18 protein-coding genes and 1 other annotated feature are annotated in these 13697 nt (G+C 59.8%); all 18 genes read right to left on the bottom strand.

Annotation, left to right across the window (positions count from 1 at the left end):
* Positions 1 to 47: 47 nt before the first annotated feature.
* Positions 48 to 656 carry a class I SAM-dependent methyltransferase gene (locus tag BM063_RS11965; protein WP_092039311.1) on the bottom strand — a complete coding sequence of 203 codons (609 nt, stop codon included), beginning with the start codon at positions 654 to 656 and terminating at the stop codon, positions 48 to 50.
* Between the two features lie 166 nt (positions 657 to 822).
* Entirely contained in the window at positions 823 to 1188 is a 366-nt protein-coding gene (rplL, locus tag BM063_RS11960; protein ID WP_092039308.1) for a 50S ribosomal protein L7/L12, read from the bottom strand.
* 87 nt (positions 1189 to 1275) lie between these two features.
* The gene (rplJ, locus tag BM063_RS11955; protein ID WP_092039306.1) at positions 1276 to 1782 is read right to left on the bottom strand and encodes a 50S ribosomal protein L10; all 507 of its coding nucleotides are present in this window, start codon (positions 1780 to 1782) and stop codon (positions 1276 to 1278) included.
* Between the two features lie 16 nt (positions 1783 to 1798).
* Positions 1799 to 1937 (bottom strand) — a sequence feature (ribosomal protein L10 leader region).
* A gap of 55 nt (positions 1938 to 1992) precedes the next feature.
* Complete coding sequence (gene rplA, locus BM063_RS11950) at positions 1993 to 2691, bottom strand: 50S ribosomal protein L1 (RefSeq protein ID WP_092039303.1); 699 nt, start codon at positions 2689 to 2691, stop codon at positions 1993 to 1995.
* Positions 2692 to 2814: 123 nt separating this feature from the next.
* On the bottom strand, positions 2815 to 3240 hold the full coding sequence (gene rplK / locus BM063_RS11945; RefSeq protein ID WP_092039300.1) for a 50S ribosomal protein L11: 426 nt from the start codon (positions 3238 to 3240) through the stop codon (positions 2815 to 2817).
* Positions 3241 to 3481: 241 nt separating this feature from the next.
* A complete protein-coding gene (nusG, locus tag BM063_RS11940) occupies positions 3482 to 4015 on the bottom strand; it encodes a transcription termination/antitermination protein NusG (RefSeq protein WP_092039422.1) in 534 nt (177 codons plus the stop codon).
* 76 nt (positions 4016 to 4091) lie between these two features.
* Entirely contained in the window at positions 4092 to 4313 is a 222-nt protein-coding gene (secE, locus tag BM063_RS11935) for a preprotein translocase subunit SecE (protein ID WP_092039296.1), read from the bottom strand.
* A gap of 26 nt (positions 4314 to 4339) precedes the next feature.
* Positions 4340 to 4489 (bottom strand): 50S ribosomal protein L33, encoded by a 150-nt coding sequence (gene rpmG / locus BM063_RS11930; protein ID WP_092039294.1) that lies wholly within the window; start codon positions 4487 to 4489, stop codon positions 4340 to 4342.
* Positions 4490 to 5039: 550 nt separating this feature from the next.
* Entirely contained in the window at positions 5040 to 5699 is a 660-nt protein-coding gene (gene sigH / locus BM063_RS11920; RefSeq protein WP_092039420.1) for an RNA polymerase sporulation sigma factor SigH, read from the bottom strand.
* A gap of 83 nt (positions 5700 to 5782) precedes the next feature.
* A complete protein-coding gene (locus BM063_RS11915) occupies positions 5783 to 6286 on the bottom strand; it encodes an NYN domain-containing protein (RefSeq protein ID WP_092039290.1) in 504 nt (167 codons plus the stop codon).
* Positions 6286 to 7035: a 23S rRNA (guanosine(2251)-2'-O)-methyltransferase RlmB gene (gene rlmB, locus BM063_RS11910; protein ID WP_092039288.1), complete on the bottom strand. Its 750-nt coding sequence runs from the start codon at positions 7033 to 7035 to the stop codon at positions 6286 to 6288. The genes BM063_RS11915 and rlmB overlap by 1 nt, the downstream gene beginning before the upstream one ends.
* Positions 7032 to 7451: a Mini-ribonuclease 3 gene (locus BM063_RS11905; RefSeq protein WP_245752252.1), complete on the bottom strand. Its 420-nt coding sequence runs from the start codon at positions 7449 to 7451 to the stop codon at positions 7032 to 7034. Before BM063_RS11905 ends, rlmB begins: the two co-directional genes overlap by 4 nt.
* A gap of 50 nt (positions 7452 to 7501) precedes the next feature.
* Positions 7502 to 8905: a cysteine--tRNA ligase gene (gene cysS / locus BM063_RS11900; RefSeq protein WP_092039286.1), complete on the bottom strand. Its 1404-nt coding sequence runs from the start codon at positions 8903 to 8905 to the stop codon at positions 7502 to 7504.
* Positions 8874 to 9605 carry a serine O-acetyltransferase EpsC gene (gene epsC / locus BM063_RS11895; protein WP_092039284.1) on the bottom strand — a complete coding sequence of 244 codons (732 nt, stop codon included), beginning with the start codon at positions 9603 to 9605 and terminating at the stop codon, positions 8874 to 8876. The genes cysS and epsC overlap by 32 nt, the downstream gene beginning before the upstream one ends.
* Positions 9606 to 10353: 748 nt before the next feature.
* Positions 10354 to 10833, bottom strand: a complete 480-nt coding sequence (gene ispF, locus BM063_RS11890) for a 2-C-methyl-D-erythritol 2,4-cyclodiphosphate synthase (protein WP_092039282.1) — start codon at positions 10831 to 10833, stop codon at positions 10354 to 10356.
* Positions 10808 to 11518 carry a 2-C-methyl-D-erythritol 4-phosphate cytidylyltransferase gene (gene ispD / locus BM063_RS11885; protein ID WP_245752251.1) on the bottom strand — a complete coding sequence of 237 codons (711 nt, stop codon included), beginning with the start codon at positions 11516 to 11518 and terminating at the stop codon, positions 10808 to 10810. Before ispD ends, ispF begins: the two co-directional genes overlap by 26 nt.
* Positions 11519 to 11705: 187 nt before the next feature.
* Entirely contained in the window at positions 11706 to 12791 is a 1086-nt protein-coding gene (locus BM063_RS11880; RefSeq protein ID WP_092039280.1) for a PIN/TRAM domain-containing protein, read from the bottom strand.
* A gap of 81 nt (positions 12792 to 12872) precedes the next feature.
* Positions 12873 to 13388 carry a CarD family transcriptional regulator gene (locus BM063_RS11875; RefSeq protein ID WP_245752250.1) on the bottom strand — a complete coding sequence of 172 codons (516 nt, stop codon included), beginning with the start codon at positions 13386 to 13388 and terminating at the stop codon, positions 12873 to 12875.
* Positions 13389 to 13697: the final 309 nt, after the last annotated feature.

Raw genomic sequence — 13697 nt, 5'->3', positions numbered from 1 at the left:
TATCACAACGATCTTCCGGTGTCAACCACCGGGGGGCCTCTCCTCCCTCACCGGTCCGCCTTCAGGATCCAGTATCCTTTCTTCTGCTCGACGCGGGTGACGTTCCGAAAATGTTTCGCCAGTTCCCGCTTCGCGGATTCGGCCCCCTGCTTTTTGCGAATCACCGCCCAGAGGGAGCCGCCGGGCCGAAGATGCTCCGCCGCCTCGGCGAACAACCGATAGACCACCGCCTTGCCGGCCCGGATCGGCGGGTTGATCAAAACGGCATCAAAAAGCCGGTCCGAAAGGGCGCACAGTCCGTCGCTCTCCAGGATGGTCACCCGAGCGCTCACGCCGTTGAGCCGGGCGTTTTTCTCCGCCAGCCGGAGCGCCCTTTGGTTCACGTCCACCATGGTCACCCGGCAGGAGGGCGCCGCCTTCGCGCAGGCAATCCCCACGGGGCCGTAACCGCACCCGAGATCCAAAATCTCCCCCGTCTCCGGCAGCCGAACCGTTTCGATCAACAGACGGGTTCCAAAGTCGATCCCCCGTCTGGAAAACACCCCGGCATCGGTCCAGAAGCGCAGCTCATCCCCCCTGAGGCGCGCGGTGATCAGCCGCTCGTCTCCGGAGGTTTCCGGTCGGGAAGTAAAATAATGCTCCCACCGGTCGTCCACCGATGTTCACTCCCCTCTTCTCCCCCGCTCTTCTCCGGCCTCTCCCCGCCCGGGCAAAAGGGTGCACCTCATGGCAGCGGTTTCGACAGTCCAAACCCCGCCTTTCCCGTTCCCCCCAAGGAATAAAAGCAACCCGCCGGCAGTCGCCGGCGGGTCAGCCGGTGGGTCACTTCAACTCGACAGTGGCACCGGCTTCTTCCAGCTTCGACTTGATTTCTTCGGCTTCTTCCTTGGAAACTCCTTCTTTGATCGGTTTCGGAGCTTCGTCGACCAGGGCCTTCGCTTCCTTCAGACCCAATCCGGTGATGGAGCGGACCACTTTGATCACGTTGATCTTGGAGCTGCCCGCATTGGCCAGGATCACGTCGAATTCGGTCTTCTCCTCCGCCGCTTCGGCCGCGGCACCCGGCGCAGCCACCGCCACCGGCGCAGCCGCCGTCACACCGAATTCCTCCTCGATCGCTTTCACCAGATCGTTCAGTTCGAGAACGCTCATCCCTTTGATGGCCTCAATGATTTCTTCCTTGGTCATCTCACATAACCTCCTCATCCAAGTGTCAAAATCCGTGTGCCCGCCGCCGGACCTGAGGGGATCTGCCTTACGGCCGGCGTGGGCAACTCACGCTTCCTGGGCCTCTCCGCCCTCTTTGTCGGCGACCGCTTTGACGGCCAGGGCGAAGTTGCGGATCGGCGCCTGCAGCACGCTAAGCAGCATGGACAAAAGTCCCTCGCGGGACGGCAGATCCGCCAATTCCTTGATCTCGTCGAGGCCGACCACCCGTCCTTCCACGACGCCTCCCTTGATCTCCAGGGCTTCGTGATCCTTGGAGAACTTATACAGAATCTTGGCGGGAGCGACGACGTCCTCAGCGCTGAAGGCGATGGCCGTCGGGCCCGTCAGGTGCTGGTCCAGTTCGCTCAGGCCCGTCTCCGCCGTGGCGCGCCGGGTCAGGGTGTTTTTCAGCACCTTGTACTCCACCCCGGCTTCGCGAAGCTGCTTGCGCAACTCGTTCATTTCCGCAACGGTGAGGCCGCGATAGTCGGTCAGGATCGTGCTCTTGCTGTTTTTCAGTTTCTCGGCGATTTCGGCGACCATCTGTTTTTTCTTCTCCAGGGCCTTGGACATGGAACCACCTCCTCGGTTGGAAATGAAAAAAACCTTCGCAGACACACGAAGGCCGGGAAATCGCAAAGCGTTCCCATAAGGAACGTCACCCGCCTCGGCAGGATATTAAGCGCGGTCTGCGCACCTGCTGTCTACGGCATGCAGTCTCTGTTCGATTGTCACTCTATAACCTTACTCCACCGAAAAGGCCGTGTCAACCGAAGCTTCCTATCAGCGGCTCGCGAAGGCGGCAGGATTGACCCGCACCCCGGGCCCCATCGTGGAAGAGACGGTGACACTGCGCATGTAGGTCCCTTTCGCGGCGGCGGGTTTCGCTTTGATGAGCGCTTCCGCCAGGGTCTTCAGGTTCTCCGTCAGCTTGTCGGTGTCGAAGGAAACCTTGCCGATCGGAACGTGGACGATGCCCGCTTTGTCGGCGCGATACTCCACTTTCCCCGCCTTGATCTCCTGCACCGCCTTGGCCACGTCGAAGGTGACGGTGCCCGTTTTCGGGTTGGGCATCAGCCCTTTCGGACCCAGGATCCGGCCCAGCTTACCCACTTGCCCCATCATGTCGGGCGTGGACACGACGACGTCGAAATCGAGCCAACCCTGGCTCACCTTGTTGATCAGATCGTCGTCGCCGACAAAGTCGGCTCCGGCCTGTTCCGCTTCCTTGGCCTTTTCTCCCTTGGCGAACACCAAAACCCGCTTCGTCTTTCCGGTCCCGTGCGGCAGAACGACGGCTCCCCGCACCTGCTGATCGGCCCGTTTGGTGTCGATCCCCAGGCGGAAAGCCACCTCCACCGTCTCGTCAAATTTGGCCGGGGCGATGGATTTCACCAGTTCCAGAGCCTCCCGGGGCTCGTACATTTTCTCCCGGTCCACCTTTTTCGCCGCTTCCAAGTACCTTTTACCATGTTTCGCCACGGTTCATCCTCCTTTCGTGGTCGTAGCGGAAATTCCTCCCACACGCGCGCAGATTGCCCGTGGCGGCAACCGTCACGCTCGCTTGCCGGATTCCGGCAACGTCCCGCAGAGCCTGATGGCGGCTCAATCTTCGATTTCGATGCCCATGCTGCGGGCGGTGCCCTCCACGATCCGCATCGCCGCTTCCACGTCGTTGGCGTTCAGGTCGGGCATCTTCATCTCGGCGATTTCCCGCACTTTGCTCCGCTTGATGGTGGCCACCTTGTTCTTGTTGGGTTCGCCGGAACCCTTCTCGATTCCGGCCGCCTTCTTCAGCAGAACGGCCGCCGGCGGCGTTTTGGTGACAAAGGTGAAGGAACGATCCTCATACACGGTGATCTCCACCGGGATGATCAGGCCGGCTTGATCCGCGGTGCGCGCGTTAAACTCCTTGCAGAAAGCCATGATGTTGACGCCGGCTTGACCGAGGGCCGGTCCCACGGGGGGCGCCGGGTTCGCTTTGCCGGCGGGAATCTGCAGCTTCACCACTTTAACCACTTTCTTGGCCACAATGACCAACCTCCTCCTCATGTGTGGTTCCTTCGGGTCATGCCCTCCCACTGGCGGCCGGCGACTGCTCCGGTCGGCCGGAACTCGAAAGGAGCAGGAGATCCGGTCGCCAATCCATTCCTTTACGAAAAGCCTGTTTTACTTGCGGCGGACGAGCGGCCGCCTTCCACCGAACAACGGGCGCACCATGGGCTTACAGACGGCAATTGTAACACATTCACCGGCAAAGGAAAAGAGAAAATCAAAGTTTCTCCACTTGGTCAAACTCCACCTCCAGCGGAGTCTCCCGGCCGAACATGTTGACCAGGACCCGAAGCCGCTGGCGGTCCAAATCCACTTCTTCCACCGTTGCCACGAAATCGGTGAAGGGCTCCTTTTTCACCCGGACGCTCTCACCCACGGAAAAATCAACCTGGGGTCGGGTTTCTTCCATCCCCATCTGACGGAGGATGGCTTGCACTTCTTCCGGCATAAGGGGGGTCGGTTTGGACCCTGCCCCGGACGAGCCGACGAACCCGGTCACACCCGGCGTGTTGCGCACGACGTACCAGGAGTCGTCCGTCATGATCATCTCGACCAGGACATAACCCGGAAAAACCTTGCGCATCACGGTTTTCCGCTTTCCGTCCTTGTGTTCCACCGCCTGTTCCACGGGCACCAGAACGCGAAAGATCTTATCCTGCATCTCCATGGAACGGACGCGCTTTTCCAGGTTGGTCTTCACTTTGTTTTCATATCCGGAATAGGTGTGGACCACATACCACTTTTTCTCCATGGCCTGATCGTTCCTGTCCATGCCTGGGGCTTCGCCGCCCTGTCCCCCCCTTATGGCGTTTTCCTCCCCGACAGCTTCAGGTGATCATGTCCACCAGTTTGGCGATCCCTAAATCGATCACCGTGAAAAAGAGAGCCAACAGCAGCACCGTGATCACCACGACGGCGGTGTAGCTGATCAGCTCCTTCCGGTTCGGCCAGCGAACCTTCTTGAGCTCCGTCACACTGCCTTTAAAAAAATCGATGATGCCGGTAAAGCTTTTCCGTATCCCGATTCCGAGGCGGCCGATAAAACCCATGGAACCGTCACTCCCATCTCCATCGCTCACTTGGTTTCACGGTGAACCCGGTGTGCATTGCACCGAGGGCAGTACTTCCTGAGCTCCAACCGGTCCGGATGTTTCCGCTTGTTTTTGGTCGTGGTGTAGTTCCGCTCCGAGCATTCCGTGCAGGCCAGCGTAATGATCACACGCATGGAACGCACCTCCTTGCCGCAGAAATTGGCGTAACCGCCAAAGGATGTATACCCACAAAACTTTATCACAAGGCCGACGACCTGTCAATTCAATCCGTCGGATCCGTGAACGCACCGAGGGCGGGACGAAAAGGGGATGTTCGGCAGTCGGCCGTCCGTCTTTCCATTATGCACCGGATGGACGCCGTTATAAACCGCCCGCGGCAAGCAAAGAAAAGCTTTCCGAAAAATCCGGGGGAAAAATGCCGCAAGTCCCGAAAAAAAGCCGGGTCCCGCGTCTTTCCCCAAAAAGAAAAGGCCCCTCCCCGGGGCCGAGGGGGGCGCACCCGCCGACAAAAACGGGGGAAAATCGCCTTTCCCCGCCGGATTTTCCGACGGAAAGGCGGATGGAAATCAATACCTCTTCATTGTTTTACATTTTCTTTTGTAAAACAAGGAGGAAATTGCGGACTCGTGTCGAAGGAGTCTATAACAAAACAGGGCGAGGTGGCCCGATCGCGCGTCTTTCGCGCGAGCTGGACATCCGACGGGAACCGGGACGGCGCGCGGCTTAAGAGCTGACCTCGCGGATTTCCAGATAACGCTCCAGTTTCCGCTTGACCCGCTGCAGAGCGTTATCGATCGATTTGACGTGTCGATTCAGGTCGACCGCGATTTCCTGATAAGAGCGGCCGTCCAGGTAAAGCATCAGCACTTTTCGTTCCAGTTCGCTCAGGATCTTTGCCATTTTGTCCTCGATGTCCTCGTGCTCCTCACGGTTGATGTACAATTCCTCAGGATCCGTCGCACTGCCGCCCGTCAGGACGTCCTGCAGGGTGCGTTCCGAATCCTCATCGTAAATGGGCTTGTCCAGAGAAACGTATGAATTGAGCGGAATGTGCTTCTGGCGCGTCGCCGTCTTGATCGCGGTGATGATTTGCCGCGTGACGCACAATTCGGCGAAGGCCTTGAAGGAAGCCAGCTTGTCCCCCCGGAAATCGCGAATCGCCTTGTACAGGCCGATCATGCCTTCCTGGAAAATGTCCTCGTGATCGGCGCCGATGAGAAAATAGGAACGCGCCTTCGCCCTGACAAAATTTTTGTACTTATTGATCAAATACTCCAGCGCCCCGGTATCCCCCAACCGTACACCGTCCACCAATTCTTCGTCAGTCATCGTTCGGTAGTTGTTGTGCGGGATCATTTTGCTGGATTGAAGGTCAACGCTCACCATCATCCCTCCGACCCTGTTTGCTCGAAGCCCCATAGTAATTTCATTATATCTGAGTCGCTACAAAAACGTCAAATTTCCGCCTATTTTTTCCTCCTCCAGCGTTCCAGCCGCTGTCTGTCCTCCTCGGACAGCCCCTCCATTCCCGTTTTCCGCGGCTTTGGGCGGAGCAGCGCATCCCGCCTCAGATTTTCCCGGGCCGCTTCCATTTCCCTCAAAAGCTCCCGGGAAGAGATCCGGTATGCCCCCTGCCCGAACACCATCCGTTGTTCCAAATAATCCGACGTGGCGACAAAAATTTGCCGACCGGGCCGCCGAAGCTGTCGCACCAGCTTTTCGATCCGCTCGTCGGCCGTTTCCCGGTGGCGGGTGTAGTGGACTTCGATCTGCTCCAGCTCCTGTTTCGTTCCCGCTCCCGGCATGCGGTGGGCGTCGAAAACGAGGATCACCTTCCTCCCCGATATCGCCTGATACTCCGAAAGCCGCCGGATCAGCCGGTCCCGGGCCTCCTCCAGGGAGCCGGATTGAGCCGCCTCGGGGGAAGCCCCCAGGACATTGTAACCGTCAACAATCAGCCATTCCTCCATCAGCGATCCCCCTGGCTCCTCCGGCGGCGCAGCACCTCGTACATCAGAAGGGCGGCGGCCACGGAAGCGTTGAGGGAGGCGACGCGCCCGGCCATGGGCAAGCGGACCAGCAGATCGCAGGTTTCCTTCATCAGCCGGCTCATGCCCCGCCCTTCGCTGCCGATGACCAGCGCCAGGGGCAGGGTGTAGTCCGCTTCGGTGAAATCCGAAGCCGCCTCCGGAGCGCTGCCGATGATCCACAATCCCGACTCCTTCAGCTCCTCCGCCGTCCGATGGAGATTGGTCACGCGAACCACCGGGACGTATTCCACGGCGCCGGCCGAGGCTTTGCCGACGGCGGGGGTGAGGCCCGCGGCCCGGCGCTTCGGGATGATCACCCCGTGGGCCCCCGCCGCGTCCGCCGTCCGCAGAATGGAGCCCAAATTGTGGGGATCCTCGATTCCGTCCAGAAGAATGAAAAAGGGCGCCTCTTCCCGCTCTTCGGCCCGGCGGAAAAGGTCCTCCAGCCGGGCGTATTTGTACGCGGCCGCTTCCGCCGCGACCCCCTGGTGATTGGCACCCTCCGCCAGGCGGTCCAACCGGCTGCGGGGGACCTGCTGGACGGGAATCCCCTTCTGCCGCGCCTGCCTGATCAGGTCGGCCAATCCGCCCTTGGCGGCCCCTTCGGCCACCAGCAACTTCTCCAGTTCGCGCCCCGCCTTCATCGCCTCCAAAACGGAGCGCCGTCCCACAATCCATTCCGTGTTCATCCGCTTTCGCCCTCTTCCATCCGGTGCAATATCGCATGCATCATCTGATGAAGCCGCTCGGACTGTCCCGTCAGATACCAATAGCCGACCAAGGCCTCCAGACCCGTGCTGGCGCGGTAGTCGGCCGGCGCCGCCCGCCGGGGGATGCTTCCGGGTCTCGCGTTTCTGCCCCGCCGAAGGATGTCCCGCTCCTCTTCGGTCAGCATTTCCTCCGTCCGCCGGACCGCCTCGGCCTGGGCCGCCGCCGAAACGTAGGCGGTCGCGCTCCGCTGCAGTTCGTCCGGCCGGAGAATGCCCCGGGCGAGCAGATGGTATCGCACGTACAGTTCATACACCGCATCCCCGATGTAGGCCAGAAGCAGCGGATTCATCTCCTCGGGCCTTTTGGGGAGCTTTTCGTCCGTCATTCCGATCATAGGCGTCAAATCCTCGCTTTTCCCGGATTCACCGCTTCCTTCTCCCCCGCTCAGGATTTCCGCCGCCAACGGACCCCCTGCGGTGTGTCTTCCACGATGATCCCCATCGCCGCCAGCTGGTCGCGAATCGCGTCGGCCTCCGCGAAATCCCGGCGTCTCCGGGCCTCCTGTCGCTTCCGGATCAATGCCTCCACCTGTTCGTCGGTCTCCTCTTCCGCCTTGGCCTCCACCAGACCGAGGATCTCCCCGCCGTAGCGCTCCAACCAATCGGCGACCGCCTGAAGGGTGCCGCGGGAAACCACGTCCCGGCCGACCAGCTCGTTGGCCAACCGGACCGCGTCGAACAGGACCCCGATGGCGCCGGCGGTGTTGAAGTCGTCATCCATCGCCCCCTCAAACGCCCGGGTCAGCTCATCGAGGGCCTTCGTCGTTTCCGGCGACGCCGCCCCCTCCATGGATGCCTTCATCCGGTGCCGAAGGTTGGTCCAGGCCGTGTCGATCCGCTCGATTCCCCGCTCCATCTGCTCCATCGTTTCCCGGGTGAACTGGATCGGGTTGCGATAGTGGGCGGAGAGGAGGAAATGGCGGATCGTCCGGGGAGAAAATTCCCTGCGCAGATCCTTCACCAAAACGATGTTGCCCAGGGACTTGGACATCTTTTCGTTCCCCAGATTGATATAACCGTTGTGCATCCATTGAAGCGCGAAGGGTTTCCCCGTGAGCGCCTCGCTTTGGGCGATCTCGTTTTCGTGATGGGGGAAGGTGAGGTCGGTTCCCCCCGCGTGGATGTCAAAGGTGTCCCCCAGATACTTCCGGGACATCACGGAGCACTCGATGTGCCAACCGGGCCGGCCCCGCCCCCAGGGGCTTTCCCAGCTGATTTCACCGGGTTTGGCCCGTTTCCAGAGGGCAAAATCCAGGGGGTTCTCCTTTTGCTCGTTGACCTCCACACGGGCCCCGGCCTTCAGCTCCTCCAGGGACTGATGGGAAAGCTTTCCGTACCCCTCCTTGGCCATGGCCCGGAAATAGACATCGCCGTTCCGTTCATAGGCGTAGCCCTTGTCGATCAGCGTGCGGATCGCCTCGATCATCTCCGGGATGTGCTCCGTCGCCCGGGGATGGACATCCGCCCGCTCCACTCCCAGGCTGTCCATGTCCTCGAAGAAAGCCCGGATGTATGTTTCGGCGATTTCCGGAACGGGACGCCCCGTCTCCTTGGAGGCTTTGATCAGCTTGTCGTCCACGTCGGTAAGGTTTTGCACGTAGGTGACCGCGTACCCCCGGTATTTCAAATAGCGGCGGACCACGTCAAAGAAGACGAACACCCGGGCATTGCCGATGTGAATGTAGTTGTACACGGTGGGACCGCACACGTAGATCTTCACCTTGCCGGGCTCCACCGTCCTGAGGGGCTCTTTTTTTCTAGTCAGTGTGTTGTACAGTTGAATAGACATCCTCTTGTTCCTCCCGAACTGTTTCCATCTGTTTCTTCAGCGAATCCACTTCTTTCCGCAGGCGGGTGATCTCCTCCTGCATCTTGCTGAGCATCTCGTTGACGGGGTCCGGAAGGTTGCAGTGATCCAGATCGTTGGGAACGCGCACCCCGTTCTGCACCACCACGCGTCCGGGAACGCCCACCACCGTCGAATTGGGAGGCACCTCCCGCAGGACCACGGAACCGGCGCCGATCTTGGAGTTTCGGCCGATCCGCATCGAGCCCAGCACCTTAGCGCCCGATGCGATCAACACATTGTCCTCAATGGTCGGATGCCGCTTCCCCTTTTCCTTGCCGGTCCCCCCCAGGGTGACCCCCTGGTAGATCGTCACATTGTCTCCAATCTCGCAGGTTTCCCCGATCACCACGCCCATCCCGTGATCGATGAACAATCCCTTCCCGATTTTGGCTCCCGGGTGAATCTCGATCCCGGTGAGAAACCGGTTGAACTGGGAAAGCATCCGGGCGAGGAGAAACCACTTCTTTTTGTACATCCAGTGGGCGAGGCGGTGCATCCAGATGGCGTGCAGCCCGGAATAGGTGAGCACCACCTCCAGGACGCTGCGGGCCGCAGGATCCCGGTCGAATACCGCCTGTATATCGGAACGAAGGGTTTCACGAATCCCTTCCCACTTTTCCCTGATCCGCCTAAAGGACATGCATCTTCCCCCCTCCGGTGACGTGTTCCGGCCCCATGCCCGGCCAAGTACGGCTCGCGGCGCTAAGGGCCTTCATCCGCCCAACAAAAAATCTCTGCAGCAATCGCTGCAGAGACGGGATGTCCGCGGTTCCACTCTGCTTGAACCCCCCGGCGGGAGTTCCCCTCAAGGCCGGTAACGGCGGCGCCCGTCCGCGCCTACTCCCGCCGTTCCGGCGGTTTCGGGCGGCAACTCGCGGGTGCATTCGGATGCGTCCCGAGCAGGGTGCTTGCAGCCGGCGGCACCCCTCTCTGCAGCTGCGGTCCGCAACCTACTCTCCCGGTCATCGCTTTTTTCGTTCGGATGGATTCCGACAGCCTATAGGATGCGTTTCGATCTTTCAATTTATTTTCCATCAAGCCGTCCCCGTTGTCAACCGGCGAACCCCTGCATCCGCGCCGACTTTCAAGGAGAAAGACCCCGCCCGCACCGCCCGTGGGGGGCACGGGACGATCAATCGCAAGTGTCGGCATCCTTCCGGGGAAAGACACCGCCGATCCGTACGGGACTCCCTGCCGGGCCGGTCCGGGACGTCCCGGCGGCAGGGCCTGGCCGCGCGGCCTCGCGGGCGATGTCCGATCCTTGACCGGCCGAACGTTTAGGGGAAGCCCTCCTCTTTCGCGGAAACCCCTTAGGCGATGCCTTACACGTATGGGAACCGGGATGCCGACGCGGGGCGAGGCGCGCATGCCCCGGGCAGGAGAAGGCTTCAGCCCTCTTTCACCAGACAGACGACCGCCAGGGAAGCGATGCCCTCCTCCCGGCCGGTGAACCCCAACCGTTCCGTGGTGGTCGCTTTGACATTCACCCGTTCCACGTCCGCCTCCAACAACTCGGCGATCCGTTCGCGCATGGCCGGAATGTGGGGAAGCATTTTGGGACGCTGGGCGATGATGGTGGCATCCGCGTTGCCCAGCGTGTACCCTTCCTTCCGGGCCATCTCCCAAACCGCCTTCAGGAGTTCGGCGCTGTCCGCGTCCTTGAAGGCGGGATCCGTGTCGGGAAAATAGGTGCCGATATCCCCTTTGCCCAGAGCACCCAGCACCGCATCGGCGATCGCATGCAGCAAGACGTCCGCGTCGGAATGGCCGATCAGCCCGCGGGAATGGGGAATCCGCACGCCTCCCAGGATCAGGGGCCGCCCCTCCTGGAATCGGTGCACGTCAAAACCTTGTCCGATTCTTATCATGGCTGTTTCTCCTCATGGTCAAGATCGCTTCGGCAATGGCCAGGTCTTCCGGCGTCGTCAATTTGATGTTGGCATAATCCCCCGGAACCACCCGGACCTCCGCCCCCAGTTCCTCCACCAGCATCGCGTCGTCCGTCCCCACAAGTCCGACTTCCGCGGCGCGCCGGTGGGCATCCTCCAGCAGGGTGCGGCGAAAAGCCTGGGGGGTTTGCACCGCCCACAGTCGTCTGCGGTCCGGCGTCTTCTCGACCACTCCCGCTTCCCCCACCATCTTCACCGTGTCCTTCAGGGGGACGGCCAAGACGGCCGCTTCGTGGAGGCGGACGGCCCGAAGCAGGGAATCGATCAGCTCGTGGGTGACAAAGGGGCGAACCGCGTCGTGGACGAGCACCCATTCCGTGGACAGGACCTTCAGTCCCCGGAACACGCTTTCCTGACGCTCAGCCCCTCCGGGAATCACCTGCGTCACCTTGGACAAACCCTGATTCCGCAAAAGTTCCTTCACCCGTTCCGTCTCCCGGGCGGCGGAAACGACCACGATTTCATCCACCTGCGGGTGGGTGTCAAAAACGCGAAGGGTGTGCAAAAGCACCGGCTGTCCGCCGAGGGGCAGAAAGGGCTTGTTCACGGGAGCCCCCATCCGCTTCCCCCGGCCCGCCGCCGGAATGATGACACCGACGGTCACGACGACTTGTCCCCTTTCACAAAATGCAGAGAACGCCCAAACGCCAGGAGCCACCCGACGCGGGCGAATCCGCTTGCCTGAATCGATGCGGAAATTTTTCACACAGGGGGCATTGCAAAATGCCGGCAGGCCCCCGCCCCGCAAAGGCCGACCGCCGCCTCATTCCGGCAGCAAAGCCCGAAGGGGCTCAGAGGGCCTTCTCCAGCAATTTCGGCTTGGCAAAAATCATTCTCCCCGCAGATGTTTGTAACACACTGGTGACCAACACGTCAATCTTTTCGCCGATAAATTCGCGACCGCCCTCGATGACGATCATCGTCCCGTCATCCAGATAGGCCACTCCCTGCCCATGCTCCTTCCCGTCCTTGATCACCTGCACGTTGATCTCTTCGCCCGGAAGCACGACGGGTTTCACCGCGTTGGCCAGGTCGTTGATGTTGAGCACCTTGACCCCTTGCAGCTCACAAACCTTGTTCAGGTTGAAGTCGTTGGTGACCACTTTGCCCGAAAGCACCTTGGCCAGTTTGACCAGCTTGCTGTCCACTTCGTTGACTTCCTCGAAGTCCCCCTCGTAGATGAGGACCTCCATCTTCAATTCCTTCTGGATCTTGTTCAGGATGTCGAGCCCGCGGCGTCCCCGGTTTCGCTTCAGCACGTCGGAGGAATCGGCGATGTGCTGCAGTTCCTCCAGAACAAAACTGGGAATCACCAGCGTCCCCTCCAGAAAGCCCGTCCGGCAGATGTCGGCAATCCGGCCGTCGATAATCACGCTGGTGTCCAGGATCTTGTGATCCACATCCCGGGTCTCTTTCTTTTTATCCTTGTTTTGACGACCCATCGTGAAAATCGACATCAGCTCATCTCGCTTCTTGTACCCCACCCGAAACCCGAGATATCCCAAGAGCGCGGAGGCCAAAATGGGAAGGACCGATGAAAGGCCTGGCAGGGGAAGACGGGAAAGGGAAGACTCAATGAGAAAAGCGACGATTAAACCGAGGATCAGTCCCAAGGCGCCGAACAGAAAGTCCGCCGCGGGAATCTTCACCAACCGTTCCTCGCTCCACCGGATCCACCTGACGACATTGCCCGAAAGCCAGATCGTGGCCACATACAGGAGGAGCGCCCCCAACAATGCTCCAATGTAGTGTGGTGCAGGCACTTCACCGAGCTTGAGGGGTGACTCGCGAAGCAGCTCGAAGAACGCAGGGCCAAAATGGTATCCCAGCGTTGCTCCGACCAATGCGAAGGCAAGCTGAACCGACCTCTTCAACACGGGGCTTCACCTCCTCTGGTATTCATTATAGGCAAATGAAAAAATGGTAAACGCTACAAATATCAGTTCACAAAAAATCTTTCACTCCGCGGGATCTTCCGAACAAACCAGCTCATCCAACAGCCGCGATGCCTCTTCTTCGTCGATTCCCTTGGCCAAGACCAATTCGCTGATCAGAATCTGGCGGGCATTGTCCAACATCTTGCGTTCCCCGGTGGATAACCCCTTCTCCCGGTCGCGCAGCATCAGGGACCGGACCACATCGGCCACTTGGTAGATGTCTCCGCTTCGCATCTTGTCCATGTTGGCGCGGTAGCGCCGGTTCCAGTTGGCGGTGGTGCCGCCGTCCCGTTTTTTCAGCCGTTCCAGCACCCGGGACACCGTCTCCTCATCCACCACTTCGCGCAGACCGATCGACTTGACATTCTTCATCGGGACCATGACCTTCATGTCCCCGATGGGCATTTTCATGATGTAATACTTCTGCCGCTCGCCCAGAATCTCTTTTTCCTCGATCGATTCGATCACGCCGGCCCCGTGCAGGGGATAAACCACCTTGTCGCCGATGTTGAACAAAAAACCCACCCCCAGAGGCATAATCTGCTTCCAATATATCACAAAAGGCGGGGGTATGTCAATAAATCAAAAAAATTATGTTATCACACAACCAAACTGTCGTCAATATATTTCCTTCCTTTAAAACAGAGAAACATGCCTGTCACCCTTACGGAGGAAAAGGGCCGCCGGCGGCGGCCCATCCCCCATCTCCCGGCATACAACCTCTGCACTAACGTAAACGAAGCAAGATGGTAAAATGTTTCCTCAAATTTAAAAAATAAAAAACCCCGAAGGATCGGGGTTTGAGGCTGTTGACAAAGAAGGGTCAACAGCCTTTTTTGTTGAATT

It is taken from the genome of Planifilum fulgidum (assembly GCF_900113175.1).
GTDB classification, from domain to species: Bacteria; Bacillota; Bacilli; order Thermoactinomycetales; family DSM-44946; genus Planifilum; species Planifilum fulgidum.
The sequence above is the reverse complement of the archived record's forward strand: the minus strand, read 5'-3'. Positions and strand labels throughout refer to the sequence as shown.

Bases quoted from the DNA above. Each gene is read 5' to 3' on its own strand.
- rplL (WP_092039308.1), bottom strand. From the start codon at position 1,188: ATGACCAAGGAAGAAATCATTGAGGCCATCAAAGGGATGAGCGTTCTC.
- BM063_RS11875 (WP_245752250.1), bottom strand. From the start codon at position 13,388: ATGCCTCTGGGGGTGGGTTTTTTGTTCAACATCGGCGACAAGGTGGTT.
- rplJ (WP_092039306.1), bottom strand. From the start codon at position 1,782: ATGTCCAAGGCCCTGGAGAAGAAAAAACAGATGGTCGCCGAAATCGCC.
- ispF (WP_092039282.1), bottom strand. From the start codon at position 10,833: ATGATAAGAATCGGACAAGGTTTTGACGTGCACCGATTCCAGGAGGGG.
- nusG (WP_092039422.1), bottom strand. From the start codon at position 4,015: ATGGAGAAAAAGTGGTATGTGGTCCACACCTATTCCGGATATGAAAAC.
- cysS (WP_092039286.1), bottom strand. From the start codon at position 8,905: ATGTCTATTCAACTGTACAACACACTGACTAGAAAAAAAGAGCCCCTC.
- rlmB (WP_092039288.1), bottom strand. From the start codon at position 7,035: ATGAACACGGAATGGATTGTGGGACGGCGCTCCGTTTTGGAGGCGATG.
- rpmG (WP_092039294.1), bottom strand. From the start codon at position 4,489: ATGCGTGTGATCATTACGCTGGCCTGCACGGAATGCTCGGAGCGGAAC.
- BM063_RS11915 (WP_092039290.1), bottom strand. From the start codon at position 6,286: ATGGAGGAATGGCTGATTGTTGACGGTTACAATGTCCTGGGGGCTTCC.
- epsC (WP_092039284.1), bottom strand. From the start codon at position 9,605: ATGTCCTTTAGGCGGATCAGGGAAAAGTGGGAAGGGATTCGTGAAACC.
- secE (WP_092039296.1), bottom strand. From the start codon at position 4,313: ATGGGTTTTATCGGCCGCCTCGGAATCGGGATACGGAAAAGCTTTACC.
- BM063_RS11905 (WP_245752252.1), bottom strand. From the start codon at position 7,451: ATGATCGGAATGACGGACGAAAAGCTCCCCAAAAGGCCCGAGGAGATG.